Source organism: Modestobacter sp. KNN46-3, from assembly GCF_011039295.1.
Map to the genome: position 1 here is coordinate 1 of NZ_JAAKGN010000067.1, position 24096 is coordinate 24096.

The 24096-nt window shown below is 74.4% G+C and carries 22 protein-coding genes; 11 read left to right on the plus strand and 11 right to left on the minus strand.

Translation table 11 applies throughout. The features are described from left to right. The first annotated feature begins 545 nt into the window (after positions 1–545). Genes G5C62_RS14875 through G5C62_RS14890 form a run of 4 tightly spaced genes read left to right on the plus strand, consistent with a single transcriptional unit; the run spans position 546 to position 4861 of the window. Positions 546–1739, plus strand: a complete 1194-nt coding sequence (locus tag G5C62_RS14875) for a Gfo/Idh/MocA family protein (RefSeq protein WP_241175910.1) — start codon at positions 546–548, stop codon at positions 1737–1739. A gap of 2 nt (positions 1740–1741) precedes the next feature. After that, positions 1742–2659 carry a PmoA family protein gene (locus G5C62_RS14880; RefSeq protein WP_164701605.1) on the plus strand — a complete coding sequence of 306 codons (918 nt, stop codon included), beginning with the start codon at positions 1742–1744 and terminating at the stop codon, positions 2657–2659. Next, positions 2656–3753: a LacI family DNA-binding transcriptional regulator gene (locus G5C62_RS14885; RefSeq protein WP_164701606.1), complete on the plus strand. Its 1098-nt coding sequence runs from the start codon at positions 2656–2658 to the stop codon at positions 3751–3753. The genes G5C62_RS14880 and G5C62_RS14885 overlap by 4 nt, the downstream gene beginning before the upstream one ends. Positions 3754–3772: 19 nt before the next feature. Next, positions 3773–4861 carry a Xaa-Pro peptidase family protein gene (locus G5C62_RS14890; RefSeq protein WP_206330658.1) on the plus strand — a complete coding sequence of 363 codons (1089 nt, stop codon included), beginning with the start codon at positions 3773–3775 and terminating at the stop codon, positions 4859–4861. A gap of 43 nt (positions 4862–4904) precedes the next feature. Here G5C62_RS14890 and G5C62_RS14895 read toward each other — a convergent pair whose 3' ends face one another. From G5C62_RS14895 to G5C62_RS14905, 3 genes are all read right to left on the minus strand, one after another. After that, the gene (locus G5C62_RS14895) at positions 4905–6254 is read right to left on the minus strand and encodes a polysaccharide lyase family 1 protein (RefSeq protein ID WP_164701607.1); all 1350 of its coding nucleotides are present in this window, start codon (positions 6252–6254) and stop codon (positions 4905–4907) included. A 125-nt stretch (positions 6255–6379) separates the two neighbouring features. Then, complete coding sequence (locus tag G5C62_RS14900; protein WP_164701608.1) at positions 6380–7690, minus strand: methyl-accepting chemotaxis protein; 1311 nt, start codon at positions 7688–7690, stop codon at positions 6380–6382. 63 nt (positions 7691–7753) lie between these two features. Continuing rightward, positions 7754–9598, minus strand: a complete 1845-nt coding sequence (locus tag G5C62_RS14905) for an ABC transporter ATP-binding protein (RefSeq protein WP_277424784.1) — start codon at positions 9596–9598, stop codon at positions 7754–7756. 67 nt (positions 9599–9665) lie between these two features. Between G5C62_RS14905 and G5C62_RS14910 the strand changes: the two genes are divergently transcribed. Further along, positions 9666–10082 carry a MarR family winged helix-turn-helix transcriptional regulator gene (locus tag G5C62_RS14910; RefSeq protein ID WP_206330659.1) on the plus strand — a complete coding sequence of 139 codons (417 nt, stop codon included), beginning with the start codon at positions 9666–9668 and terminating at the stop codon, positions 10080–10082. A 9-nt stretch (positions 10083–10091) separates the two neighbouring features. Here the strand turns inward: G5C62_RS14910 and G5C62_RS14915 are convergent, their stop codons facing one another. From G5C62_RS14915 to G5C62_RS14925, 3 genes are all read right to left on the minus strand, one after another. Continuing rightward, entirely contained in the window at positions 10092–10715 is a 624-nt protein-coding gene (locus G5C62_RS14915) for a dihydrofolate reductase family protein (protein ID WP_164701610.1), read from the minus strand. 87 nt (positions 10716–10802) lie between these two features. Continuing rightward, positions 10803–11675 carry a metallophosphoesterase gene (locus tag G5C62_RS14920; protein ID WP_164701611.1) on the minus strand — a complete coding sequence of 291 codons (873 nt, stop codon included), beginning with the start codon at positions 11673–11675 and terminating at the stop codon, positions 10803–10805. After that, positions 11672–13159 carry a phosphatase PAP2 family protein gene (locus G5C62_RS14925; RefSeq protein ID WP_164701612.1) on the minus strand — a complete coding sequence of 496 codons (1488 nt, stop codon included), beginning with the start codon at positions 13157–13159 and terminating at the stop codon, positions 11672–11674. The genes G5C62_RS14920 and G5C62_RS14925 overlap by 4 nt, the downstream gene beginning before the upstream one ends. A gap of 133 nt (positions 13160–13292) precedes the next feature. Here G5C62_RS14925 and G5C62_RS14930 point away from each other — a divergent pair, with 133 nt between their 5' ends. Beyond that, positions 13293–13907, plus strand: coding sequence for a copper chaperone PCu(A)C (locus tag G5C62_RS14930; RefSeq protein ID WP_036333932.1), 615 nt, complete (start codon positions 13293–13295; stop codon positions 13905–13907). Positions 13908–13978: 71 nt separating this feature from the next. On the opposite strand, the gene G5C62_RS14935 is transcribed toward G5C62_RS14930, so the two are convergent. Next, positions 13979–15553 carry a molybdopterin-dependent oxidoreductase gene (locus G5C62_RS14935; RefSeq protein WP_164701613.1) on the minus strand — a complete coding sequence of 525 codons (1575 nt, stop codon included), beginning with the start codon at positions 15551–15553 and terminating at the stop codon, positions 13979–13981. Between the two features lie 183 nt (positions 15554–15736). On the opposite strand from G5C62_RS14935, the gene G5C62_RS14940 reads away from it, so the two are divergent. After that, on the plus strand, positions 15737–16573 hold the full coding sequence (locus G5C62_RS14940; protein WP_164701614.1) for a dienelactone hydrolase family protein: 837 nt from the start codon (positions 15737–15739) through the stop codon (positions 16571–16573). Positions 16574–16592: 19 nt separating this feature from the next. Here G5C62_RS14940 and G5C62_RS14945 read toward each other — a convergent pair whose 3' ends face one another. Together G5C62_RS14945 and G5C62_RS14950 are read right to left on the minus strand one after the other, a co-directional pair. Next, on the minus strand, positions 16593–16949 hold the full coding sequence (locus tag G5C62_RS14945) for a VOC family protein (protein WP_036333930.1): 357 nt from the start codon (positions 16947–16949) through the stop codon (positions 16593–16595). 157 nt (positions 16950–17106) lie between these two features. Beyond that, positions 17107–18387 carry a right-handed parallel beta-helix repeat-containing protein gene (locus G5C62_RS14950; RefSeq protein WP_164701615.1) on the minus strand — a complete coding sequence of 427 codons (1281 nt, stop codon included), beginning with the start codon at positions 18385–18387 and terminating at the stop codon, positions 17107–17109. A 336-nt stretch (positions 18388–18723) separates the two neighbouring features. On the opposite strand from G5C62_RS14950, the gene G5C62_RS14955 reads away from it, so the two are divergent. Further along, positions 18724–19746: an ABC transporter ATP-binding protein gene (locus tag G5C62_RS14955; protein ID WP_164701616.1), complete on the plus strand. Its 1023-nt coding sequence runs from the start codon at positions 18724–18726 to the stop codon at positions 19744–19746. Continuing rightward, positions 19743–20669, plus strand: a complete 927-nt coding sequence (locus tag G5C62_RS14960) for an ABC transporter permease subunit (RefSeq protein WP_241175911.1) — start codon at positions 19743–19745, stop codon at positions 20667–20669. Before G5C62_RS14955 ends, G5C62_RS14960 begins: the two co-directional genes overlap by 4 nt. Positions 20670–20706: 37 nt before the next feature. Here G5C62_RS14960 and G5C62_RS14965 read toward each other — a convergent pair whose 3' ends face one another. After that, positions 20707–21522 (minus strand): response regulator transcription factor, encoded by an 816-nt coding sequence (locus tag G5C62_RS14965; RefSeq protein ID WP_164701617.1) that lies wholly within the window; start codon positions 21520–21522, stop codon positions 20707–20709. A 135-nt stretch (positions 21523–21657) separates the two neighbouring features. Further along, the gene (locus G5C62_RS14970; protein ID WP_164701618.1) at positions 21658–22380 is read right to left on the minus strand and encodes a response regulator transcription factor; all 723 of its coding nucleotides are present in this window, start codon (positions 22378–22380) and stop codon (positions 21658–21660) included. 378 nt (positions 22381–22758) lie between these two features. Here G5C62_RS14970 and G5C62_RS14975 point away from each other — a divergent pair, with 378 nt between their 5' ends. Together G5C62_RS14975 and G5C62_RS14980 are read left to right on the plus strand one after the other, a co-directional pair. Further along, a complete protein-coding gene (locus G5C62_RS14975) occupies positions 22759–23085 on the plus strand; it encodes a TcmI family type II polyketide cyclase (protein WP_036333928.1) in 327 nt (108 codons plus the stop codon). A gap of 47 nt (positions 23086–23132) precedes the next feature. Further along, entirely contained in the window at positions 23133–23990 is an 858-nt protein-coding gene (locus G5C62_RS14980; protein ID WP_241175912.1) for an acetyl-CoA carboxylase carboxyltransferase subunit beta, read from the plus strand. Positions 23991–24096: the final 106 nt, after the last annotated feature.

Genomic DNA, 24096 nt, shown 5'->3' on the forward strand with positions numbered 1-24096 from the left:
CGGAGCGAGGAACAGGTACGGCGTGAGCCGAGCCGTCCACCACTTCCGCCCACGGGGCGCAGCACGACCCGTGGCTCCGGGAGCCTCGTCGTGCGAGCGTTCGCGCGACGGCACGTCGAGCGTTGACGACACGGGCTCTCACCTCTCTGTGCAGCTCGTCGGACGGCTTCGTCCGGTGCGTCGGATGTGCAGTGGCTCACATGTTGGCAAGCGCTTTCTAGACCCCCGGCCGAACTGCTGTCAACGCTCGACGGGACCGCCCGGGCCACCCGGCTGCCGCTGTGCGCTGCCTCACAAGTGGGTAAGCGCTTTCTACTCGCGTCCGCTCCGGCCTGTCAACGAGTCGACTCGGGCCACCCGGTCACGATCCGGCCACGAGCACCATCGCACCCCTCTGACCTCGGTGTCCGCGCTAACCCGCGACTTCCGGCCCGGCGCGTCGAGACCGACGCGTCGGCAAGCCCTTTCCCATCGCGGCAGGTCTGGCTACGCTCAGCGTCCCGTCGGCGACCGCGCCGACGACTGGCTCGGTCAAGGGGGATCACGTGCCAGAACAGTCCCGCAGCGCTGGCCGGGTGGTGCTCGTCGGAGCCCACGGCCACGGTCGCTGGCACCTGCAGAACCTGCGCCGGCTGGCTGCGGCCGGCGACGTCCGTCTGGTCGGGATCTGCGATCCGCGGCCGCTGGACGACGAGCTGCGCGCACTGGCCGGCGACGTCCCCGTCGCCGCCTCGTTGGACGAGCTGCTCGCGGCGACGAGCCCCGACGTGACCATCATCTGCACGCCGATCCACACCCACACCGACCTGGCGCTCACCGCCGCCCGGACGGGCAGCGCCGTGCTGCTGGAGAAGCCCCCCACCCCGACGCTGGCCGAGTTCGACCGGCTGGTCGAGGGCATCGAGAGCACCGGGGCGGCCTGCCAGATCGGCTTCCAGAGCCTGGGCTCGGCGGCGATCGGCCGGGTGCGCTCGCTGGTCGAGGGCGGGGCGATCGGCGCGGTCCGGGGCATCGGCGGCGCCTGCGCGTGGGTCCGGGACGCGTCCTACTACGGCCGGGCCGGCTGGGCCGGGCGGCGCAGCGTCGACGGGGTGCCGGTCGTCGACGGCGCCCTGACCAACCCCTTCGCCCACGCGGTCGCCACCGCCCTGGCCCTGGCCGGCGCCACCGGTGCCGGCTCGCTGGAGACCATCGAGGTCGAGCTCTACCGGGCGAACCCGATCGAGGCCGACGACACCTCCTGCCTGCGGATCCGCACCGCCGACGGGACGGTCGTGACCATCGCCGCGACGCTTGCCGCTGAGCACCCTCGCGACCCCGTCCTCGTCGTGCACGGGAGCACCGGGCGGATCACGCTCTCCTACAAGACCGGTGAGGTCCGGCTGCAGGCCGACGGCGTCGACGAGACCACGACGCACGACGCCGCCGACCTGCTCGAGGACCTGCTGGCCCACCTCGGCGACCGCACCCGGCCGCTGCTCGTCCCCCCGTCGGCGACGCGCTCCTTCATGGAGGTCGTGGAGGCGGTGCGCTGCGCCCCGGACCCGGCGGAGGTCCCGGCCGGGTACCGGCGGGCCGAGGGCGAGGGCACCACCGCCCACCAGGTCGTCCCGGGCATCGACGCGCTGGTCGACCGGGCCGCGGAGGAGCTGCGGCTGTTCTCCGAGCTCGGCGCTCCCTGGGCCACGGCCCCGACCGTGCGGCGGCCGGGTGCCGCGCCGTCCCCGGTGGGGCACTGACCATGGCGCTCAAGGCCCTGCACCAGGGGCACGTCCCCGAGGAGCCGTCCCCGGCCGGCGCGATCCTGGCCACGCTGACGGTCGCCGGCACCGTGGTCGCCACCTGCTGGGACGGCGCCGGGCTCCCCGGCGTGCTCGCCCCCCGGCCGTTCCTGCACCCGGTCAGCACGCTGGCCGGCACCCCGGTCACCGACGCCCAGCCCGAGGACCACCGCTGGCACCTGGGCGTCTCGGTCACCCTGCAGGACGTCGGCGGCGCGAACGTCTGGGGCGGCCGCACCTACCTGCGCGACCAGGGCTACACCTGGCGGGCCGACCACGGCCGCCAGGTGCACACCGGGTGGACGGCGCAGGCACCCGACGGCTTCCGGGAGACCCTCGACTGGCTGGGCCCGGACGGGCCCACGCTGCTCACCGAGGAGCGCACCGTGAAGGCGGCGCCCGCCCCGCTCCCCGGCGCCTGGACCCTCGACCTGACCACCACCCTGCGCAACACCACCGACGCCCCGGTGGAGCTGGGCAGCCCCGCCACCAACGGGCGCAGCGGCGCCGGCTACGGCGGGCTGTTCTGGCGGTTCCCCCCGGTGACCGGGGCCCGGGTGTGGAGCCCGGACGCCGAGGGCGAGGACGCCGTGCACGGCACCCGGACGGCCTGGGTGGCCTTCGCCGCCACCGGCCCGGCGCCGTTCACCGTGGCGCTGGCCGGCACCGACGAGACCACCCAGGGTGACCCCTGGTTCGTCCGCGTCGACGACTACCCGGGCCTGGGCTCCCAGCTGGCCGCCGAGCACCCGGTGCGGCTCGCCCCCGGGGCGGCCACCACCCGCAGCTTCCGGGCCCTGGTGGCCGACGGGACGCCGGGTTCCGAGGCCATCGGGGATGCGCTCACGGCCGCGCCGGGCCAAGGTGGACGGCGATGACCGCTGCTCGGGAGAGCCCGACCGGCCGCCGGGCCACGCCGGACGAGGTCGTCGGGGCCCCCGCCGTCCGGCGCAGCGGCCCCGTGCTGCTCTCCGAGGTCGCCGCCCACGCCGGCGTCTCGCTGGCCACGGCCTCCCGGGTGCTCAGCGGCAGCCGCTCGGTCGGTGAACCCCATCGCGGCCGGGTGCTGGCCGCGGCCCAGGAGCTCCGGTACACGCCGAACGCGCAGGCCCAGGCGGTGGCCCGGGGGGCCAGCAACGTGGTCGGCCTGATCATCCACGACGTCCTGGACCCGTACTTCTCCAGCATCGCCGGCGGGGTGATGCGGCAGGTCGAGGAGCGCGAGCTCGTGGTGTTCCTGGCCAGCACGCACAGCGACGTCGACCGCGAGCTGGAGTTCGTCCAGACGATGCGCTCCCACCGGGTGCGTGCCCTGATCATCTGCGGCAGCCGCACCACCGACCGGGCGCACAACGAGCGGCTGGCCCACGAGCTCGAGGGCTATGCGGCGGCCGGCGGCCAGGCCGCGGTGATCAGCCAGGACCGGCTGGGCACCCACGCCGTGGTGCCGCAGAACCGCACCGGGGCCCGCGCCCTGGCCCGCGAGCTGTGCCGGCTGGGTCACCGCCGCTTCGCGGTGCTCGCCGGGCCACGCGGGCTGCTGACCTCCCGTGACCGGCTGACCGGCTTCCGGGAGGGCCTGGTCGCCGAGGGGGTCGACGTCGCCGACCTGCAGGTGCTGCACGGGGAGTTCACCCGGGAGGGCGGGGAGAGCCTGGCCGCCCGGCTGATCGCCCAGGGCTCGCTGCCGACCTGCGTCTTCGCCGTCAACGACGTGATGGCCCTCGGCGCGCTGGCCGGCTTCCGGGCCGCCGGCGTGCGCGTGCCGGACGACGTCTCGCTGGCCGGCTTCGACGACATCGCCCCGCTGCGCGACGTCGTGCCCTCGCTCACGTCGGTGCACCTGCCACTGGAGGAGATGGGCGCCCGGGCGGCGCAGCTCGCGCTGGACACCGAACCACAGACCACGAGCCAGGCCGTCAAGGTCCATGCCGAGGTGGTGCTGCGCGACAGCACCCGCCGGCTCGCCTGACCAACCACCGGAGGACACCGTGCACCACCTGGACCGACCGTCGGCCGCCGATCGGGCGGTCAAGCGCGAACGCGTGCTCGACCTGCTGCGCCGGACCGGGCAGGCGCGACTGGTGCTCACCTCGGTGGGCTCGCTGTCCTGGTACCTGGACGGCGCCCGGCCGGCCGTCAAGCTGTCCGCCGAGGACGGGGTGATCGCCGTCGTGGTCGACGCCGCCGGGGACACCGTGTTCGTGCCGAACAACGAGGCCGACCGGCTCGCCGCCGAGGAGCTGCCCGCCGACGTCCGGGTGCAGGTGACCAACTGGTGGGCCCCGCTGCTGGGGCCCGACCTGGCTCCGGGCACCCGGGGAGTGCTGACCGAGGCCGACCCGGTCGCCGCGGAGGGGCTGCGGGCCGCCCGGGCGAGCCTGCTCCCGGTCGAGACCGAGCGGTACCGCCGACTCGGCCGGGACGCCGCCGAGGCGCTGACCGCGACCGCACTGTCGCTGGAGCCCCGGACGACCGAGCGCGAGGCTGCGGCCCGGCTCGGCGGTGAGCTGATCGCCCGTGGGGCCGAACCGTTCGTCGTCCTGGTCGCCGGGGAGGCGCGGCTGCCCTTCCGGCATGCGCTGCCCACCGACGGGGTGCTCGGCCGGCGGGTGATGCTCGTCGTGTGCGCGCGGCGGCACGGCTTGATCGCGAACGCGACGCGCTGGGTCGCCCTCGCGCCGCCGACCGCCACCGAGGCCGATGCCGACGCACGGATCCGCGCGGTGGAGACGGCGTTCCTTGCCGCCTCCACCCCCGGACGCGCGCTCGGTGAGGTCTTCGCCGCCGGCGCCAGCGCCTACGCCGACCAGGGCTTCGCGGCCGACGAGTGGACCCGGCACCACCAGGGCGGCCCGACCGGCTACTGGGGGCGCGACCCGGTCGCCACCCCGGAGAGCGAGGTCCAGCTGGTGGCCGGACAGGCCGTCGCCTGGAACCCGTCCGCCCCCGGGGTGAAGATCGAGGACACCCTGCTGCTGGGCGACGGCGGCCCGGAGGTGCTCACCACCGACGGCCTGTGGCCGACCACCCGGGACGAGCTGGGGCTGCTGCGCCCCGACGTCCTGGTCCGCACCTGAGACGACGCCCTCCCCGCCGGACCGGCGGGGAGGGCGCCCTCGGTCAGCGGAGGCGGCCGGAGCCGGCCTTGACCTTCACCAGCGCCGGCACCGCGACCGTCGGGTCGATCCGCTCCACGAAGGTGGGCGTCCAGCTCACCGTGGTCGGGATGTCCGGGTCGTCCACGGCGTTGTAGGCCTCGACCAGGCTGGTCCGGCGCGGCCAGGAGCGACTGCTGACCAGCGTCCCGGACTCGTCCAGGCCCGCGCCGTCGAGCACGTCACCGCGCCAGTCCTCGAGGAAGGACGCCGGGTCGACCCCGGGCGCCAGCTGGACGAAGTTGTTGTCGGCGACGATCTCCGCCTCCACGCCGACGCCCCAGCTGTACTGGTAGGCCGCCGGGTCGGAGACGACGTACCAGTTGTTGTAGACGTGCACGTCGCCGTAGCGCACCCGGGGCGCTCGCTGGCCGATGTCCTCCCACAGGTTGTGGTGGAAGGTGACCCGCAGCCGGCCGCGGTCGGCGACGCGGCTGTTGGAGGAGCCGACGAGGTTGGTCTTGTCGTGGTCCTGGAACTCGTTCCAGGAGACCGTGACCAGGTCCGAGGAGTTGGTGATGTCCAGCAGGCCGTCGTGCACCTCGAACTTCTGGCCGTACACGACGGGCAGCGCCTCCGGCGGGTTCTGCCCGTCGTCGAAGGTGTTGTGGTCGACCCACACGTGGGTGGACTCGGCGAGCCACAGGTTGTCGTAGGCGGCGTTCCAGGCGCCGGCGTCGCCGTCGGTGGGGTCCCAGGCGGTGAAGCAGTCGTAGGCGTCGGACAGCCGGAGGTTGCGGATGATCACGTCGTCCGAGCCGCGCACGGTGAGCGCGGCGCCGACGATGCCGGCGTCCCGGCCGACCCCGACGATCGTGACGTTGGAGCCCACGTACTGGCGCACCTGGGCCTCCTGGACGTCCGCGGACGCCGCCCGGGCCTCCTCCAGCGGACCGGTGGGCTCGGTCTCGGTGCCCCAGACCTCCGGTGCGTAGGCCGCGATGTAGTCGGCCATGTCGAAGCCCTCGACCTCGTAGGACGCACAGTCGACGGCGCCGTCGGCGGTGCGCCGCTGGGCGTCCAGGACGCCGTGGACGTGGACGATCCGCGGCGTGGTGTCCCCGCGCGCGGCGTCGCCACCCAGGGCGGCACGGAACTCGTCCCAGGTGCGGACGTGGAACACGTGCGCCGGGTCGGCCGTGGAGCCGCCGGTGGTGCCGCCCTCGGCGGCGGCCCAGCCGTCCTGCGCGCCGAGCACCTCCCGGCCGAGGTCCCGGCCCGGGTCCCGGCCGTTCGCGGATGCCGCGGTGGGGGCGAGCGTGACGGCCAGGGCTCCGGCCGCGGTGACGATCAGGGTGCGACGCAGTGCGCGCATGCCACTCCTTCGAGGAGAATGGGAAAGCGGTTTCCCAAGTGATGCGCGTCACGCTAGTTGCGGATCCGAAACGGTGTCAAGACGTCCGAGACGACTCGCCGGGCCTCGCGGCGGACCCGGGCGGGTCACATCCCCGAGACGAGACCCCGCAGGTCGGCGGCCATCCGGGCGGCCTCGCGAGAGGCCCCGGTGATCGCCTCCTGCGCCTGCGCCGACGCCGAGTTCTGCTCCTCGACCGCCGCCGCGATCGTCGTCTGGGCGTCGACGACGCCGCGGATGACCTCCTGCACCCCGGTCAGCGCGACACCGGCCGCGGCCACGTCGCCGCGGACCGCGTCGACCACCCGCCGGATCCGCTCGGTGGCCTGGGCGGTCTCCGTCGCGAGGTCCTTGACCTCCCCGGCCACCACGGCGAAGCCCTTGCCCGACTCGCCCGCGCGCGCCGACTCGATGGTGGCGTTGAGGGCGAGCAGGTTGGTCTGGTCGGCGATGCTGGAGATGCTGCTGGCGATCTGGTCGATCTCGGTCATGGTGCCGGCCAGCCGCTCGACCGTGGCCGCACTGTCCCGGGACTGGACGCTGGCCCGGTGCGCCGTCGACGTCGCATGGCTCGCCGCCGCCGCGATCTCCCCGATCGCTGCGCGCAGCCCCTGCATGACCTCGGTGGCCACCCCGACGTTCTCGTCCAGCCGCTGCCCGGCGCCGAGCAGCCCCGCGAGCTGGTCCTGCTGGGCGGCCGCCCGGTTGGCGCGCTCGCAGAGGCGGGCCGCCTCCTCCGCCGCCACCCTGGCCCGCTCCACGGCCAGCTCCTCCTCGGCCGCCACCTGGGCCGCCAACTGCTCCTCGGCGAGCTGCTGCTGTGCCTGCCGGGCCCGTTCGGCCTGCTCGGCGAACTTCCAGCCGTAGGCCAGGAACGTCGCCTCGGCCAGCAGGAACACCGCGTGCAGCAGGGCGAAGAGCAGCGGATCGGCCTGGGCCTCCTCGGTGGAGAAGACCGACATGGGCATGGCCAGGCTCATCACCGCGTGGTGCACGGCGACGAAGACGACGGCGAGCAGGAAGGGCGCCCAGGCCTGGTAGAGCGCGACCAGGGCGAGCACGACGTAGAACCAGATGTGCAGGTCGGTGAGGCCACCCCCGACGTGCACGAGGACGTCGGCGCCGATCATCAGGCCGAGGGCGACCGCGCTGGACCGGGCGACCTGACCGCCCAGCACCTGACCCAGCAGCAGCAACACGGCCAGCACGGCCAGCTGCCCCCAGAGCAGCCATCCGCCGACACCCCGGACCAGCCCGATCCCGGCCAGCACGGGGACGTGCGCGGCGAGCACCAGGGAGATCACCCGGTGGCGGGCCACGAAGCTCGCCTCGTCCAACCGGACCCCGCGCGGCAGGAACGGGACATGCTCGGGGGCGCCGGTCGACGTCGTCGTCATGCCCAGCCATCGGCAACAGGTTGGGCACAATTGAGTCGACCCGGGAACGTCTCGGCCCGTGGATCAGGCGGCGAGCACGGCCTCCCGCTCGGCGGCGCCGGCCAGCGCGGCGTAGCGGCCGCCGAGGGCCAGCAGCTCCTCGTGGGTGCCCTGCTCGACCACCCGGCCGTGCGCGAGCACGGCGATGAGGTCGGCGTCGCGCACGGTGGACAGCCGGTGGGCGATGGTGATCGTCGTCCGGCCGCGGCTGGCCTCGTCCAGGGCCGCCTGGACGGCGCGCTCGGTGGTGTTGTCCAGCGCGCTGGTCGCCTCGTCGAGCACCAGCACCCGCGGGTCGCGCAGCAGTGTGCGGGCGATCGCCAGCCGCTGCTTCTCCCCGCCGGAGAACCGGTGGCCACGAGCTCCGACGACGGTCTCGTAGCCGGCCGGCAACGCGGCGATGACCTCGTGCACCTGCGCCCGGCGGGCAGCCTCGACCATCTCGGCGTCGGTGGCGTCGGGCTTGGCGTGCCGCAGGTTCTCGGCGATCGTGCCGTGCAGCAGGTAGGTCTCCTGCGCCACGACCCCGACCACCTGGGCCAGGTCGGCCAGCGTGACGTCGCGGACGTCGACGCCGTCGATGGTGACCCGCCCGGCGGTGGGGTCGTTGAGCCGGGCGACCAGGGAGGCGAGCGTGCTCTTGCCCGACCCGGTCTCCCCCACCAGCGCCAGGGTCGCCCCGGCGGGCACGGTGAGGTCGACGTCGTCCAGCGCGTCGCGGGCGCCGTCGGGGTACCGGAAGCCGACGTGGTCGAACCGCACCTCGCCGCGGACCGCGCGCGGGTCGAGGGTCACCGGGTCGGCCGGGTCGTCGATGTCGACCGGCAGGTCCAGGTACTCGAAGACCCGGCTGAACAGCGCCATCGAGGCGGTCAGCGAGACGCCGATGTCCAGCAGGCCCATCAGCGGGCGGAACAGCGCGCCCTGCAGCGCGGTGAACGCGACGAGCGTGCCGATGGTCATCCCGCCCGACGTCGCGGGCAGCCCGGCGATCAGGTAGATCAACGCCGGGATCCCGGCGAAGACGATGCTCATCGTGGCCATCCGCCAGCGGCCGGCGAGCTGGGACCGGACCTCGAGCCCGACCAGGACGTCGGAGGTGCCGGCGAACCGCTGGGACTGGGCCGGGCCCGCGCCGAGGGTCTTGCCCAGCAGCACGCCGCTGACGCTGAGCCCCTCCTCCACCTGGGAGTGCAGGTCGGCCAGGGACCGCTGGCGCTCGGCGGTGATGGTGCGACGCATCCGGGCCACCCGCCGGGTCAGCCAGACGGCGGGCGGCAGGACGACGAGGGACAGCAACGACAGCCGCCAGCTCAGCACGGCCATGGCGACGACCGTGCCGATCACGGTGGTGGCGTTGGCGGCGAACGAGGTGGCGGTCGTGGTCACCACCGACTGCATGCCCCCGATGTCGTTGGTGAGCCGGGACTGCACCTCGCCGCCCTTGGTGCGGGTGAAGAAGCCGAGCGACTGGCGCTGCAGGTGCGTGAACACCGCCGTCCGGAGGCCGTGCATGACGTGCTGGCCGACGGTGGTGGACAGCCAGGTCTGCAGCACGCCGAGGACGGCGGTCACCGCAGCGACGGCGACCATGCCGGCGACCGCCCAACCCAGCAGGGGCACGTCCTGCTCGGGGATCGCCTCGTCGATGACCAGCCGGATGAGGAACGGCGTGGCCAGCGCGATGGCGGAGCTGGCGACGATGAGCGCGACCACGGTGGCGAGCTGCGCCCGGTACGGGCGGAACAGCCCCGCGACGCGGCTCCAGCTCACCGGTGCGCGCTCCAGCTGGGCGCGGTCGGCCGGGTCGGGCCGCCCGCCGGAGCGCCCGCCTCCCCGACCTGGGTCCATGGGGTCGATGGCGACCACCCCTCTCTGCTTTCCTGAGGTTACCTCACGGTGTGGCAACCTCAGGGCCGCAGGTAGCATTCCCGCCGTGACGGACCGCGGCACGGCGACGCTCGGCGACCTGCTCATGCGGGTCGCCCGGACGCTGCGCCGCAGGTTCATCGCCGCGCTCGCACCCTGGGACCTCTCCCCGCACCAGGCCCGGGCGCTCCGGGTGGTCTGCGCCCGCGACGGCGTCCGGCTCTCCGAGCTGGCCGAGGCGCTGCGGATCGCCCCGCGATCGGCGACCGAGGTGGCCGACGGGCTGCAGGAGCGTGGGCTGGTCGAGCGCGCCGGCGACCCGGACGACCGGCGGGCGGTGCGGTTGACGCCGACCGAGACCGGCCGCCGGGTGCAGCGCGAGGTGGACGACGCGCGGGCCGCGGACTCCCAGGAGCTGTTCGCCCGGCTCTCGGCCGCCGACCGCGCCGAGCTGGAACGGATCCTGCGCCAGCTCACCGACTGACCGGCGGGCTCAGCCCTCGTCGAGTGCGAACGAGCCGGTCTCGACCTCGCCGACCCGCTGGTAGCCGGCCAGGACGGCCCCCGTGCCGGACACCGTCGACGTGGCCAGCCGCCAGGTGCGCGGCACAGTGCCCTCGGCGAACAGCTTCCGCCCGGAGCCGAGGACGACCGGGAAGACGACCAGCCGCAGCTCGTCGACCAGGTCCTCCGCCAGCAGCGTCTGCACCAGGCCGAGGCTGCCGTGCACCTGCAGCTCACCGCCGTCGTCGGCCTTCAGCGCGCGGACGGCGTCGGCGACGTCCCCCTCGATCAGCCGGGCGCCCGACCAGTCGACCGACTCCAGCGTGCGGGAGGCGACGTGCTTCGGCAGCGAGTTCAGCGACCAGGCGATCCGATCGCCCTCGGTCGGCATCTTCGGCCAGTGCGCGGCGAAGATCTCGTAGGTGCGCCGGCCGAGCAGGAAGTCCTGAGCGGTGGCGAACCAGGCGTCCATCTGGTCGCCCATGACCTCGTCGAAGTGCGGCACCAGCCAGCCGCCGTGGGCGAAGCCGCCGGAGGTGTCCTCCGCCGGGCCGCCCGGAGCCTGGGCGACCCCGTCGAGGGTGAGGAACGTGGTGACGACGAGCGGGCGCATGGCAGACCTCCGGAGTCCGGCCGCCCGGACGGCGGCCTGTGCACCCAGAGACCGGGCGGGCGGGTCGAAGTCATCGGCGGGAGGCGCTCACCCCGCCGGCTGCAGCTCGAAGAACACGACCTGCGGCGGGGCGTTGACCCGCATCGGCACCGCGCTGAACCCGATGCCGCAGGTGACGTACAGCGCGTTGCCCTCGGCGCCGTAGTCCGCCGGTGACCACCCGTCGGCGACCACCTGCTCCGCCTCGGTCAGCCCGAGCCAGCTCCAGCGCGGCAGGCCGGGCAACGCGATCTGACCGCAGTGGGTGTGCCCGGCCACGGTCAGCGGCGCGCTGCCGGGCGGCATCTCGGGGAAGGCCGTCGGGTTGTGCATCAGGACCACCCGCGGCGCGTCCTCCGGCAGCCCGCTCAGCGCCTGGTCGACGTCGACCAGACCGGGGCGCACCGGGCCGACCCCGACGACGTACAGCGGGTCGGCACCCGTGCCGGGCACCTGCACCGCCTCGTTGAGCAGCACCGGGACCCCGGCGCCCTCCAGGGCGGCGGTCAGCTCCTCCGCGGCGTCGCTGGCGTAGTCGTGGTTGCCCAGGACGGCGTAGGTGGGGATCCCGGCGTCCAGCAGCGGGGTCAGCAGGTCCAACGCCGCCGCCACCTCGGGCTCGACGTCCGGACCGGCGTGGTAGACGAAGTCCCCGCCCAGCAGCACGAGGTCGGGCTCGTCCTCCACGACCCGCTCGACCACCCGCTCGACCATCCCGGTGTTGGCCCACCACATGCCGATCTGCATGTCGGCCAGGAGGGCGACCTCCAGTCCGGCCGCCTCTGCGGGCAGCCGGGGGAGCTCGACCTCCTCCCGGTCGTCGTCGAGGACCAACCGCGGTTCGATCAGGACGCCGTAGCCGATGAGCAGGACCAGGGCCGCCAGCAGGGCCGGCCCGACACGGACGGACCAGCGCCTCATGCCCGGCCGGCCATCGCCACGCCTCGGGCGGGGTGCCGGAGACCTCGGCCGGAGCCGAGGTCGAAGGCCCAGGCGCACGCCAGCACCCACGCGGTGCCCAGCAGCAGACCGGCGGCGACGTCGGTCGGGAAGTGGGCGGCGACGTAGATCCGGGTGATGCCGATCGCCGGCGCGAGCAGCACCGGCAACGCCAGCACGGCCCACCGCCAGCGGCTGACCCCGTAGCCGATGACCAGCGCGGCCAGCGCGCCGTAGAGGGCGACGGCCATCCCGGAGTGGCCGGAGGGCCAGCTGGCGCCGGCCGGCAGCCCCTCGGTCAGGTCGACCACGTCCGGCCGGACCCGGCCGACGACCAGGCCGACGACGAAGTAGATGACCACCTCGCCGACGATCGTGACCAGGACGAAGACGACGGGGCGCCAGCTGCCCACCCAGGCCAGTGACAGGACCGCCAGGGTGAGCCCGACCGCGATGGCCGCCCGGGTGCCGGACAGCATCCCCACCGCGTCGGCCACCGTGGTGAGCGTCTCGGTGCGCTGGTCGACGAACCAGACGGTGACGCTCTGGTCGAACCGGCCCAGAGCGGTGTCCCTCAGCACGCGGGTGACCAGCAGCCCCAGCCCGACGAGCACGGCGGACAACGCCGCCGCCGCACCGACCAGCTGCAGGACCGTCGTCCGGCCGGCGGGCAGCACCGGCTGGTGGGTGGGAGCCGGCCGCGGGGCCTCCGCGGCGTCGACCTCCAGGGGGTCCAGCGGCTCGTCGCTGTACTCGTGCCGGTCGTGCTGCCAGCCACGGAAGGTCATCGTGGTGATCGCCAGCCAGGCCGCCCCCAGCGCCCAGCCGGCCAGCACGTCCGAGACGAAGTGCACGCCGAGGGCCAGCCGGGTGAACCCGATCGCGAACACCAGCAGCGCGAACGCGGCGATCAGCCACGGGCGCACCCGGCGGCTGACCACCGGCAGCAGCACCAGCAGCAGCACGCCCCAGGTCACCACGGCGGTCATCGCATGGCCGCTGGGGAAGCTCTGGTTGGCCGGGGTCTCGACCACCGGGTTCAGCACCACCGGGCGGGCGCGGTCGGCCACGTACTTGGTGAGCAGGATCAGGACGGGCAGGCCGATCCCGGTGACCGCGACGAACGCGGCCAGCCGTCGGTGCCGGCGGATGAGCAGGAAGAGCGTCGCCAGCACCGTCACCAGCACCGAGGCGCCGGTGCCGCCCAGGTCGGTCACCCCGCGCAGCACGCTCACCGCCACGGGCGAGCCGCTGACCGCCTCGTTCAGGTCGGCCGCGACCTCGCCGTCGAGGGAGGCCAGCGGCGACCAGCTCTCCTGGACCAGCAGCCACAGCGCGAGGAACGGCACGGCGCCGACCAGGAGGGCCACCAGCCCCAGGACCGCGCGGACGCCGAAGCGACCGGGTGCCTCCGGCGGTTCGCGGTCCGATGGCGACTGGGTCGAGGTGGTGAGGGGCCGGCTCATGAGGAGCCCGCTACCCAGCTTCGCCGGGGACCCCGGCCATCGTTGCGACACCGTGACCTCAGCGACACGCCTACCGCGCCACCCGACGGGTACGCGCTGGCAGATCCCTGCTCGCCGAGAGAACGGACCCCCCATGACCTCGCACCTCCCGCGGTACCGACGGTGGCCCGGCATCGCGCTCGCCGCCGCGACCCCACTGCTGCTCGTCACCGGCTGCGGCGAGACGGAGGACTCCCCCAGCCTCAACGACGACGAGGGCGAGGTCGTGACGGACGACGGCGGCGAGATCGTCGGTGGCCCCGAGGCCCCGTCGGTCGACGTCAACTCCGACGTCGAGGTCGTGGGCGTCGAGCTCGCCTACCCGGTCGACGGGCTCCACGAGGTGGGTGCGGAGGTGCCGCTCTACGCCGCGCTGACCAACATCGGCACCGAGCCGGTCACCCTGGTCGACGTCACCGGCCCGGACTTCGAGGAGGCCGTCAGCGGCGGCGGGAGCGCAGAGCCGTCGGACGCGATCGAGATCACCGTCGCGCAGAACGACAACACCTACATCGGGGCCGAGGGCTCGCCCTCGATCGTCCTGGTCGGTCTGGAGACGGAGCTGCGCTCCTCCCAGTCGATCCCGGTGACGTTCGTGTTCGAGGAGGCCGGCGAGATCACCGTCGAGGTCCCGGTGTCCGCCGACGACAGCGACCCCTTCGAGCGGTTCAGCTTCCCCGACCCGGCCGAGGACCCCAGCAACGAGTGACCGGGTGGGTTGCGGTCCGGTCACGTTCCGCCACCTGACGGACCAGGCCGCGGAGTGGCGCCCCGGGCCGGTCAGTCCTCGACGACGACCTCGATCACCGGGTACCCGGAGGCGCCGTCCGGGGCCACCGGGGTGCGCTCGTCGGTTTGGACCTCCCCGAGCCCGTCGGTGGCCCGGGCGGTGATGACGTGGGCGCCCGGGGTCGCGTCCCAGGGCAGGTACCACTGCCGCCAGCAGTCGACGTCGAGGCGCTCGGCCAGCGTCGCGGACTGCCAGGGACCGTCGTCGATGCGCACCTCCACCCCCTCGATGCCGCGGGTGGGCGCCCAGGCCACCCCGGCGATCGGACGCTCCCCGGCGGTGATGGTCCGCCCCGGGCCCGGGACGTCGATCCGGGTGGAGGTCTTGATCGGTCCCTCCTTGGCCCAGCCGCGGGGGATCCAGTAGCCGTCGACGTCCCAGTCGGTGAGCTCGATCGCGGAGAGCCACTTGGTCGCCGACACGTAGCCGTACAGCCCGGGGACGACCAGCCGCGCCGGGAAGCCGTGCTCGGCCGGCAGCGGCTCGCCGTTCATCCCGACGGCCACCATCGCCTCGGTGACGTCCAGGGCGGTGACGGTGGGGAACCCGGCGGTGAACCCGTCGACCGACCGGCCGACCAGTTGGGTCGCCCCCTCCTGCAGCCCCGCGCGCTCGAGCAGCCGGAACAGCGGGACCCCCTGCCAGCGTGCGTTGCCCACCAGGTCGCCGCCGACCTCGTTGGAGACACAGGACAGGGTGATGTCGGCCTCGATCTGCGGCATCGCCATCAGCTCGGCGTAGGTGAGGGTGAACGGGTTGTCCACCATCCCCCGGATCTCCAGTCGCCATTCGTCCGGGTCGATGGTCGGCACCCGGAGTGCGGTGTCGATCCGGTAGAACTCCTCGTTCGGCACGAACAGCGGCGTCAGGCCTGAGATCTCCAGGTCGGCACCCGCCGGCACCGGTCCCGCCGGCCGGACCGGCACGGGCAACCGGATCGCCGCCCGCAGCTCGGTCAGCCGTTCGCGCCCCATGAGCAGTCGGCTGCCGACGCCACCGATCACCGCCACCGCGGCCGCGCCGCCGGCCAGCAGGAGGAAGTTGCGGCGGCCCGTCGTCCCGGGCCCGTCCGACGCCCGCGTCTCCGCGGCCGCGGCAGCCAGCAGGTGGTACAGGATCGCGACCCCCACCGCGGCGCCCAGCGCCCCGGCCAGCACGGTGAGGACGGCGGAGTCGTCCGGCGCGGCGAGGCCGGCGGCGACACCGAGCGCGGTGATCAGCACGAACGCGACCGCACCCGCCACGAACGAGCGCCGTGCCAACAGCCCGGTGCCGGCACCCAGCAGCGCGGCGACCAGCCCGATCGAGGCCAGCAGCACCGGCTTGTCGTTGGTGCCCAGCGCGGCGATCGCGGCACGCTCCAACCAGCCGGGCACGCTGTCGATGACGGCGTCCCCCACCGAGATGACCAGCGAGGGCACCCCGTCGACGGCGCCGGCGGCCAGCTCGACCACCCCGATGCCCGCCGCAGCCGCCAACAGCCCGGACAGTGCGGCACGGCCGGCCGGTGCCCGCCGCGCCACGTCGTCGTCCCGCGGTCCTTCGACCGGTTGTGCGTCATCCATCCACCCAGCTTCACCCGGCTCGGCGGGTGGGACACGCCGAGCCGGGGAACCGACGCAGGATCGTCACGGAACACCGGCCCGGCGGGCATCCGTGCGACCCGAGCAGCGTCGCCGGGAAGCGGACCGAGCAGTTCTCCTCGCCGAGGACTCGACCGATCGGCCTCCGTGCTCCACGATCAGCCGATGACAGAGTCGTCATCCGCCGTCCTGGCCGGCTGGGCACCCGAGCCCTTCACCAACGCCGGCATCACCCACACCCTGCACACGCGCGGCTCCGGGCCGGGCCTGGTGCTGCTGCCCGACCTGCCCGGCCTCACGCCGGAGGTGATGGACCTGGCCGACCACCTGGTCGGTGCGGGGTTCACCGTCACCGTCGTGGGCCTCTTCGGCGACCCGGGCCGGGCGACGAGCCCGGGCTACGCCGTGCGCAGCTCCGCCGGGGCCTGCACCAGCCGGGAGCTCCGCGCCCTCGCCCGACGGGCCGACCGGCCGGCGGCCGAGTACGTCCGGGCCGCGGCCCGCCGGGTGCGCGACCGGGTGGGTGGCCCGGGGATCGGGGTGATCGGGATGGGCGTCAGCGGAGGGCTCGCGCTGGCCTCCGCCGCCGAACCCGCCGTGCTCGCACCGGTCGCCAGCCAGCCGTCGACGCCGTTCCCGCTGACCCCGGGACGCCGGCGGGACCTGGGGATGTCCGACCGGGAACGCGAGGTGATCCGGGCGCGGGTCACCACCGAGGGCCTGCGCCTGATGGGCCTGCGGTTCAGCGAGGACACCACGGCGCCCAGCGACCGCTTCCGGGCCCTGCGGGCGGTGTTCGGCGACGGCTGGCTGCCGGTGTCGCTGAACAACCGGCCGGGCAACGAGGCGGGGATCGGCCAGCAGGAGCACCGGGTGCTCACCAGTGCCGATGTCGAGACCCCCGGCCACCCGACGCACGAGGCGCGCGCGCAGGTCGTGGCGTTCCTGCGGGAACGCCTGGCCCGCCGGCCGGCGGACAGCGTCGGCGCCGGGCGCGACTGACCGCCGGCGCCCGGCCGGCTCACCCGGGGAGGTAGAGGCAGAACGGGTGGCCGGCCGGGTCCAGCATCACCCGGACGTCGGCCTGCGGCTGGAACTCGGCGACGGTCGCTCCCAGCGACCGGGCGAACTCCACGGCCGCGTCCAGGTCGTCGACGGCGACGTCCAGGTGGGCCTGCATCCGCGGGTCTCCGGGGCCGGCCGGCCAGACCGGGGGCACGTGGTCGGCCTCCAACTGGAACGACAACCCCGGCCCGCCCGGGCGCAGCATGACCCACTCGGGGTCGTCGGTGCCGATCGGCCAGCCGAGCATCGTCGCGTAGAAGCGCGCGAGCCCGCGCGGGTCCGGGGTGTCGAGCACGGTGGCGGTCAGCGTCATCCGCGGTCGGTCCTGCACGTGGTCAGCCGTTCTGCTCGATGTGGGTGTCCGGGGCATGGTCCCGGATCAGGATGTCGGTGACGTGCTCCACCTCGTGGGTCACCGTGGACGAGGCCCCCTCCCGCGGACGGGAGGGGGCCTCCGGTGCCCGGGTCGGTCAGGGAGCGCAGATCTCCGCCGGGTCACTGACCCGGCAGTTGTTGCCCCGGAAGGTGATCCCCGGGCCGGCCTCCTGCAGCAGCGTGCCCGGGATCGCCCGGGTCACCCAGACGTCCACCGGCTCGTTGTCCAGGATCCGGTTGGCCTTGACCTCGACGTTCTCCACCAGTCCCGGCCCGGCGACGCCCGGCGGGAGGGTGCCCGGCGGCGGGGCGAAGCTGACCAGCGTCAACCCGCCGCCCGGGTAGTTGGTGGGTGCCTGGCCGGCGGGGACGACCGGGCGGTTGTCGGTGATCCGGTTGCCGATCACCCGCACGGAGTCCGCGTTGGCGATGGACATCCCCACGCCGGAGACCAGCTGGGTGCCGTCCCGCCCGGCGATGCAGTACCGGTTGTTGGCGATCGAGGCGTTGGCCTTGATGGTGACGTCACCGCCCTGCACCTGCCGGGTGTTGTCCGGGATCTCCGTGACGGCGTCGTCGAAGACGAGGACACCGACGCAGTTCCCGGTCACCTTGTTGGCGGTGATCGACGCGCCACGTGACTCGCGGAAGAAGATGCCGAGGTTGAAGCCCTCGACGTAGTTGGCGGTGATCCGGGCGTTCGCCCCGTCGGAGTCGCCGACGCTGATGCCGCCGGTGCCGGAGAACCAGGGCGCACCCCGGTCGACGCCCCGCTCGACGTTCCCGGCGATCGTGATGTCCGTGGACGCCGCGGCCAGCACGCCGTACCGCTCGTGGCCGATGCCCGAGGTCGCCTTCACGGTGAAGCCATCGGCCTGCCACCCGACGATCCCGCTGGCCGGGTGGTTCCGGGTGCCGAGCTTCGCGACGGTGACCGGGCTGTCCGGGTTCAGGAAGAAGATCCCGGACACGTCGTCGGCCAGGGTGCCGGGATCGCCCTCGGCGTCCGTGTTCTCGCTGGCCGTCCAGCAGGCGTTGGGCGCGACGTCGGGCAGCGGTGCGCCCTGGCCCCACTCCGGCCAGGTGATGAGCGTCGTGTTGGGGCCGGACCCGATGATCTTCAGGCCCTTGCCCTCGACGCACACGGCCTCCTGGTAGGTGCCGGGCGCGATCTTGATGGTGTCGCCGGAGGACGCCCGGTCGACCGCCGCCTGGATCGACTCCCCCGGGCGCACCACCAGGGTGCTGGGGCCACCCGCGGCGGCGGTGCCCACCGGCAGGGCACCGACGGTCAGTGCTGCGGCCAGGACGATCGTCCGGCCACGGGTCCGCCAGCTGGCCCGGCCTGCCCTCGTTGTGCTGGTGCTGCTGTCCATTCTCGCCCTCCTGGAAAGGAACCGCGCTGGTGAGCCGCGCCGGTGCGGCGCCCACTCCGGCGTCTCGGTCCCGCATCGGGTCCCGAGGCGAGGACAACCCTCGATGACGCGCTGCACCACGCCCAGCCGCCGCGGGTCGACAACTCTCCCCACCCGAGGTGGCAACCCCCGACCGGCGGAGGAGGCGACCCGCGACCGAGGTCGCACCCCGGACGCGCCCCAGGTCGCAGCCGTTGGTTGGCCCGCGCACCGCAGGTCTGCCGTCCGCCGAGGGAATTGCGGATCGACCCCGGGTCGCCGTCGACAGCAGCGCAGCCGCAGGAGCACAGTCCCGCCATGCCCCCAGCGCAGGCCGTCGGTGTGCGGCCACTCGTCGAGTCCGGCCCCGGCGACGAGGTGGTGGTGATCGCCGGCCTCACCAAGCGCTACGGGCCGCGCACCGTCGTCGACGACCTCTCCCTCACCGTGCGCCGCGGGGAGGTGTACGGCTTCCTCGGCCCCAACGGGGCGGGCAAGACCACCACGCTGCGGGCGCTGCTGGGCCTGGTCCGCCCGACCAGCGGGACGGCGTCGGTGCTCGGCCGGCCGGCCGGCTCCCCGTCGGCGGGCGTCGGCGCGCTGATCGAGGGCCCGGGGTTCTACCCGTACCTCTCCGGCCGGGAGAACCTGCGCGTGCTCGCCCGGTACGCCGGTGCACCCGCCGGCCGGGTGGACGCCGTGCTGGGCACCGTCGACCTGACCGATCGCGCCCGTGACCGCTACAGCACCTACTCCCTGGGCATGAAGCAGCGGCTGGGCGTCGCCGCTGCGCTGCTCAAGGACCCCGAGCTCGTCGTCCTGGACGAGCCGACCAACGGGCTGGACCCGGCGGGCATCTCCGACATGCGGGCCCTGCTGCGGCGGCTCTCCGCCGACGGCCACACCGTGCTGCTGTCCAGCCACCTCCTCGGTGAGGTCGAGCAGGTCTGCGACCGGGTGGCGGTCATCTCCTCCGGCCGGCTGGTGGTGGAGAGCAGCGTCGGCGAACTGCTCGGGCTCCGCCGGCTGGTGATCGAGGCCGAGCCGCTGGGCGAGGCCGCCGCGGTCACCACCCGGCTGCTGGGCCCGGAACGGGTGTCGGTCGTCGACGGGGTCGTGCACGCCCAGGCCGGGCCGGAGGACGCCGCCCGGATCAACCGGGCGCTGGTGCTGGCCGACGTCGAGGTGTCCGGGCTCCGCCAGGAGGCGCAGACCCTCGAGGCGGTGTTCCTGCAGATGACCGGGTCGGAGCTGGCCGCCGCGGGCCCCGATCCGGACGTTCCTCCGGCGCGACGGACCGGACGGCTGTCCCGGATCTCCCGGAGAGGAGCGGCGCGATGAGCGCGACGACGCAGACCGACGACCCCGGGGTGGGGACGGCGGAGCCCGCACGCCCCGCACCGACGAACGGCCGGACGGCGGGGTCGCTGGGGGCCATGGTCCGGGCCGAGCTGACCAAGCTCCTCCGGCGGCCGGCCACCTGGGTGCTTCTCGGGCTGTGGCCGGCGCTGCAGCTGGTGTTCAGCACGGTGATCCCCTACGTGAGCTACCAGCGCGGCGCCACGTTCGAGGGACTGCCGCCGGAGGTGCTGCTGGCGAGCATGCTGCCCGACCAGCTGGTGCTGAACTCGCTCTCCGGGCTGCCGCTGTTCGGTGGTGCCCTGCTGCTCACCCTCGGCGCCCTGCTGGCCGGCAGCGAGTACGGCTGGGGCACCCTGAAGACGCTGCTCGGCCAGGGCCCCCGCCGCCTCCAGGTGCTGGCGGCCCAGCTCCTGGCCCTGCTCGTGGTGTTGGCCGTGGCCGTGCTGGTGAGCTTCGCGCTGACCGCCCTGGCGAGCGGGGCGATCGCCGCCGGCGAATCCGCCGCCGCCGACTGGCCGACGGTCGGCCGGCTCCTCCGCGGGCTCGGCGGCGGCCTGCTCATCGCGGCCACCTGGGGTGCGCTGGGCCTGCTGCTCGGGCACGCGCTCCGCAGCACCGCGCTGCCGATCGCGCTCGGGCTGGTCTGGGTGCTGGCCGTGGAGAACCTGATCGTGAACGTCGCCGCGCCGTTGCTCGGGGCGTTCGACGCCGCCCAGGCCGCGTTGCCCGGGGTCAACGCCGGCTCGCTGGTCGCCGCGCTCGCCGGGCCCGATGCGGCCCTGCGCACGCCCGGGGTGGCGGCGATCGTCGACGGGACCCAGGCCGCCTGGGTGCTCGCCGGGTTCCTCGTGCTGTTCACGACCGTGACCGGCCTGCTGCTGACCCGGCGCGACGTCGTCTGAGACAGGACCGCCGCCCCCCAGGGGCGGCGGTCCTGTCTCAGGCTGCCGGGATGTCCTCCCGGTTGACCAGGATCGCCAGCTGGGTCCGGGTCCGGACCTCCAGCCGGCGCATCACCGCCGTCAGGTGGCTCTTCACCGTCGCCGAGCTCAGGAACAGCCGGCCGGCGATCTCCTCGTTGCTGAGCCCCTGCGCCACCAGCTCGGCCACCTCGCGCTGGCGCTCGGTCAGCCGGTCGAGGGCCCGGGCCACCACGGTCTGGCTGGGCACCTCCCCGGTCAGGTGGCGCACGAGCTGACTGGTCACGGCGGCGTCGAGGGCGGGCTCCTGGCGGGCGAGGGCGCGCACCGCCTCCACCAGCCGCTGGGCAGCGGCACGACGCGGCAGGAACCCCCGGACCCCGCACTGCAGCACGTCCATCAGGCCGGTCCGGCCACCGCCGCCGGCCTCGGCGAGCACGAGGACGCCCACCCCGCGCTGGCACAGGTCACGCAGCAACGGCAGCGCGGCGCTGCCGACCAGGCTCTGCCGGACGACGACGACGCGCGTCCCGGGGCCGTCGGCGACCGCCACGACCTCCATCAGGTCGGCGGTCTCGACGACGACCGCGATGTCGGGCTGGGCCTCGAAGACCGCACGGAGCCCGAGCCGGAAGACCTCCTGGTCCTCGCAGATCAGCACCTGGACCAGGTGCCGGGGCGTCCGCCGCGCGCAGGGCCGCAGGCCGGGCCGCGGTGGCGGGCCGTCCGGCACGACCACGACGTCGTGCAGCACCGCCCGGACGCTCGATGGGTCGGCAGGCTGCGGGCGCGCATCGGTGTGCTCGGTCTCGGTCCCTGGGTCGGCAAGTCTCATGCGAACTCCCCCTGATGCCACCGCGACCACCGCCCCTGACCGCCACAGTGGGCCGGCGGGAGTCGCGGTGACGGAACGGTAACGAACAATCGAGTTCCTGTGTCGGTTCTCGTCCACGGAACTCACAGCAGGCGCTCAGGCCTGCAGGTCGCCGGCCGCACGGTGGAAGTGGATCGCCAGCTGGGTGCGGTCCCGCAGCCCCAGCCGACGCAGGGCCACCGTGATGTGGCCCTTGACGGTGGCCCGGCTGACGTCGAGCCGTTCGGCGATCTCGGCGTTGGTGAGGCCCTCGGCGACCAGCCGCGACACGGCCATCTGCCGCGTGGTCAGCACCCCGCTGAACGACGTCCGAGCGCCGTCGGCCTGCCGCGGTGCGTCGTCCAGCCGGTGCAGCAGCTCGCCGGTGGCCGCCGCGTCCAGCACCATCTCGCCCCGGGCCACCGCCCGCACGCCGTCGACCAGCCGCTGGGGACTGACCGTGGTGTGCACGTAGCCGCACGCACCGGCCTGCAGGGCATCGACCAGGTCGCTGCCCGATCCGGGCTCACCGAGCAGGACCACCCGGACCCCCAGTCCGCACAGCGCGCGCACCAGCTCGGCCACGACCGGTCCCCACGCCCCGAGCCCGACGACGGTGACGTCGGGCCGGAACCGGGCGGCCAGGGCGAGTGCGTCGGCCGCCGACCCCGCGTCGGCGACCACGCGCAGGTCGGACGCCCGGAGCAGCACTGCCCGCAGGCCGTGCCGGAGCACCTCGTGGTCGTCACAGATGAGCACCCGGAAAGAGGCACCGTCGTCCCGGACCGGGCCATCGGGCAGCGCCTCGCGGGCCGTGCCGAGGGACGGGTCGCCGGTCATCCTGTCAACTCCGCTCGGGCGGGCGCGAGGAGGCGTCCGCCTGGACCTCACCGGTCTCGGAAGTTAGGGGATGACGCACGGTGAGCGCCACCGGCTTGGGCGCGTTGTCACCGAACGCACCCGGGGTTCATACCCGGGTCGTGGTCCCCCCGGCCCCGGGTGCACCACCCGACCGCGCCGGGCGGTGGAGGTGACCGACGGCGGACGGCCACCCCGGGCGTCCGGGCGAGCCGGTCCCCCTCCTCGCGGTGGAGGCGGCGCCCCCACCCACGCCCCCGGGTGCGCCTGCAGAACCGCCCGTGCGGCCGATGCCGGCCGGGCCGGCGCAGACCTAGCGTTCGCCTCGTTCGTCCGGTCCCGACGCCCGCAGGAGCAGCCGTGCACGAGACGATGATCATCGCGAAGATGGACCCGGCCCACGCCGACGACGTGGCCGCCGTCTTCGGTCGCTACGACGCGACCTCGATGCCCCACGAGATCGGGGTGCGACACCGGTCGCTCTTCCAGTTCCACGGCATCTACGTGCACCTGGTCGGCTTCGACCGCCCCCCGGCGGAGGCGATGCAGGTCGCCCAGTCGCTGCCTGCCTTCCGCGCCGTGAGCACGGACCTGCAGCCCTACATCGAGGCCTACAGCCCCACCTGGCGCTCACCGCAGGACGCGATGGCCCGCCGCTTCTACCACTGGACGTCCTCGCCCGAATGAGGCGAGCGACAGCACACGGTTGAGAGGCCGAGATGACACGCTCCTCGATGACCACGCCCGGGGTGTCCGCACCGCCGGCGCCGACGGACTGGACCTCCTGTCCCGCCTGCGGGTGGCTGCTCTACCGCAGACGGCTCGAGCGTGACCTGCACGTCTGCCCGGAGTGCGACGCGCACCTCCGGCTCGGCGCCCGGGCCCGCATCGACCAGCTCGTCGACCCCGAGAGCTTCGCCGAGACGGTCTTCCCGGAACGGGAGGGCGACCCACTCGGCTTCACCGACCTGCGCGCCTACCCCGACCGGCTGCGGGACGCCGCGCACCGCTCCGGGGAGTCCGAGGCGGTCGTCGTGGGGGTGGCCGCGATCGGGGGCACCCCCGTGGTGCTGGCCGTCATGGACTTCGGCTTCCTCGGCGGCAGCATGGGCGTGGAGGTCGGGCGCCGGGTGAGCGGCGCCGCCGGGCTGGCGCTCGAGCGGGGCCTGCCGCTGCTGGCCGTCTGCGCCAGCGGCGGTGCGCGGATGCAGGAGGGCGTCTTCTCGCTCTTCCAGATGGCCCGGGTGAGCGAGGCCTTCGGCCGGCTCCGCGAGGCCGGGCTGTTCTCGGTCTGCGTGCTCACCGACCCCACCTACGGGGGCGTGTCCGCCTCGTTCGCCACCCTGGCCTCGGTCCTCGTCGGCGAGCGCGGCGCGCACGTGGGCTTCGCCGGCCCCCGCGTCGTGCAGGAGACGATCCGGGCCGAGCTCCCGAGCGACTTCCAGACCGCGGAGTTCCTGCTGGCCCACGGCCTGGTCGACCGGGTGGAGAGCCGGGCCGAGCTGCGTCCGCTGCTGGTCCGGCTGCTGGCCCTGCACGCGCCGGACCGGCCCCGGGGCGAGGTCGACGAGGAGGCGGACACGCCCCCGTAGGTGGGGTCGGTGAGCACGCAGACCGAGAACAGCCCGGCCTCGCGGAGCCGGCCGAAGGCCTCGCTCACCCGGGCCATCTGGAAGAGCGAGAAGACGCCCTCCTGCA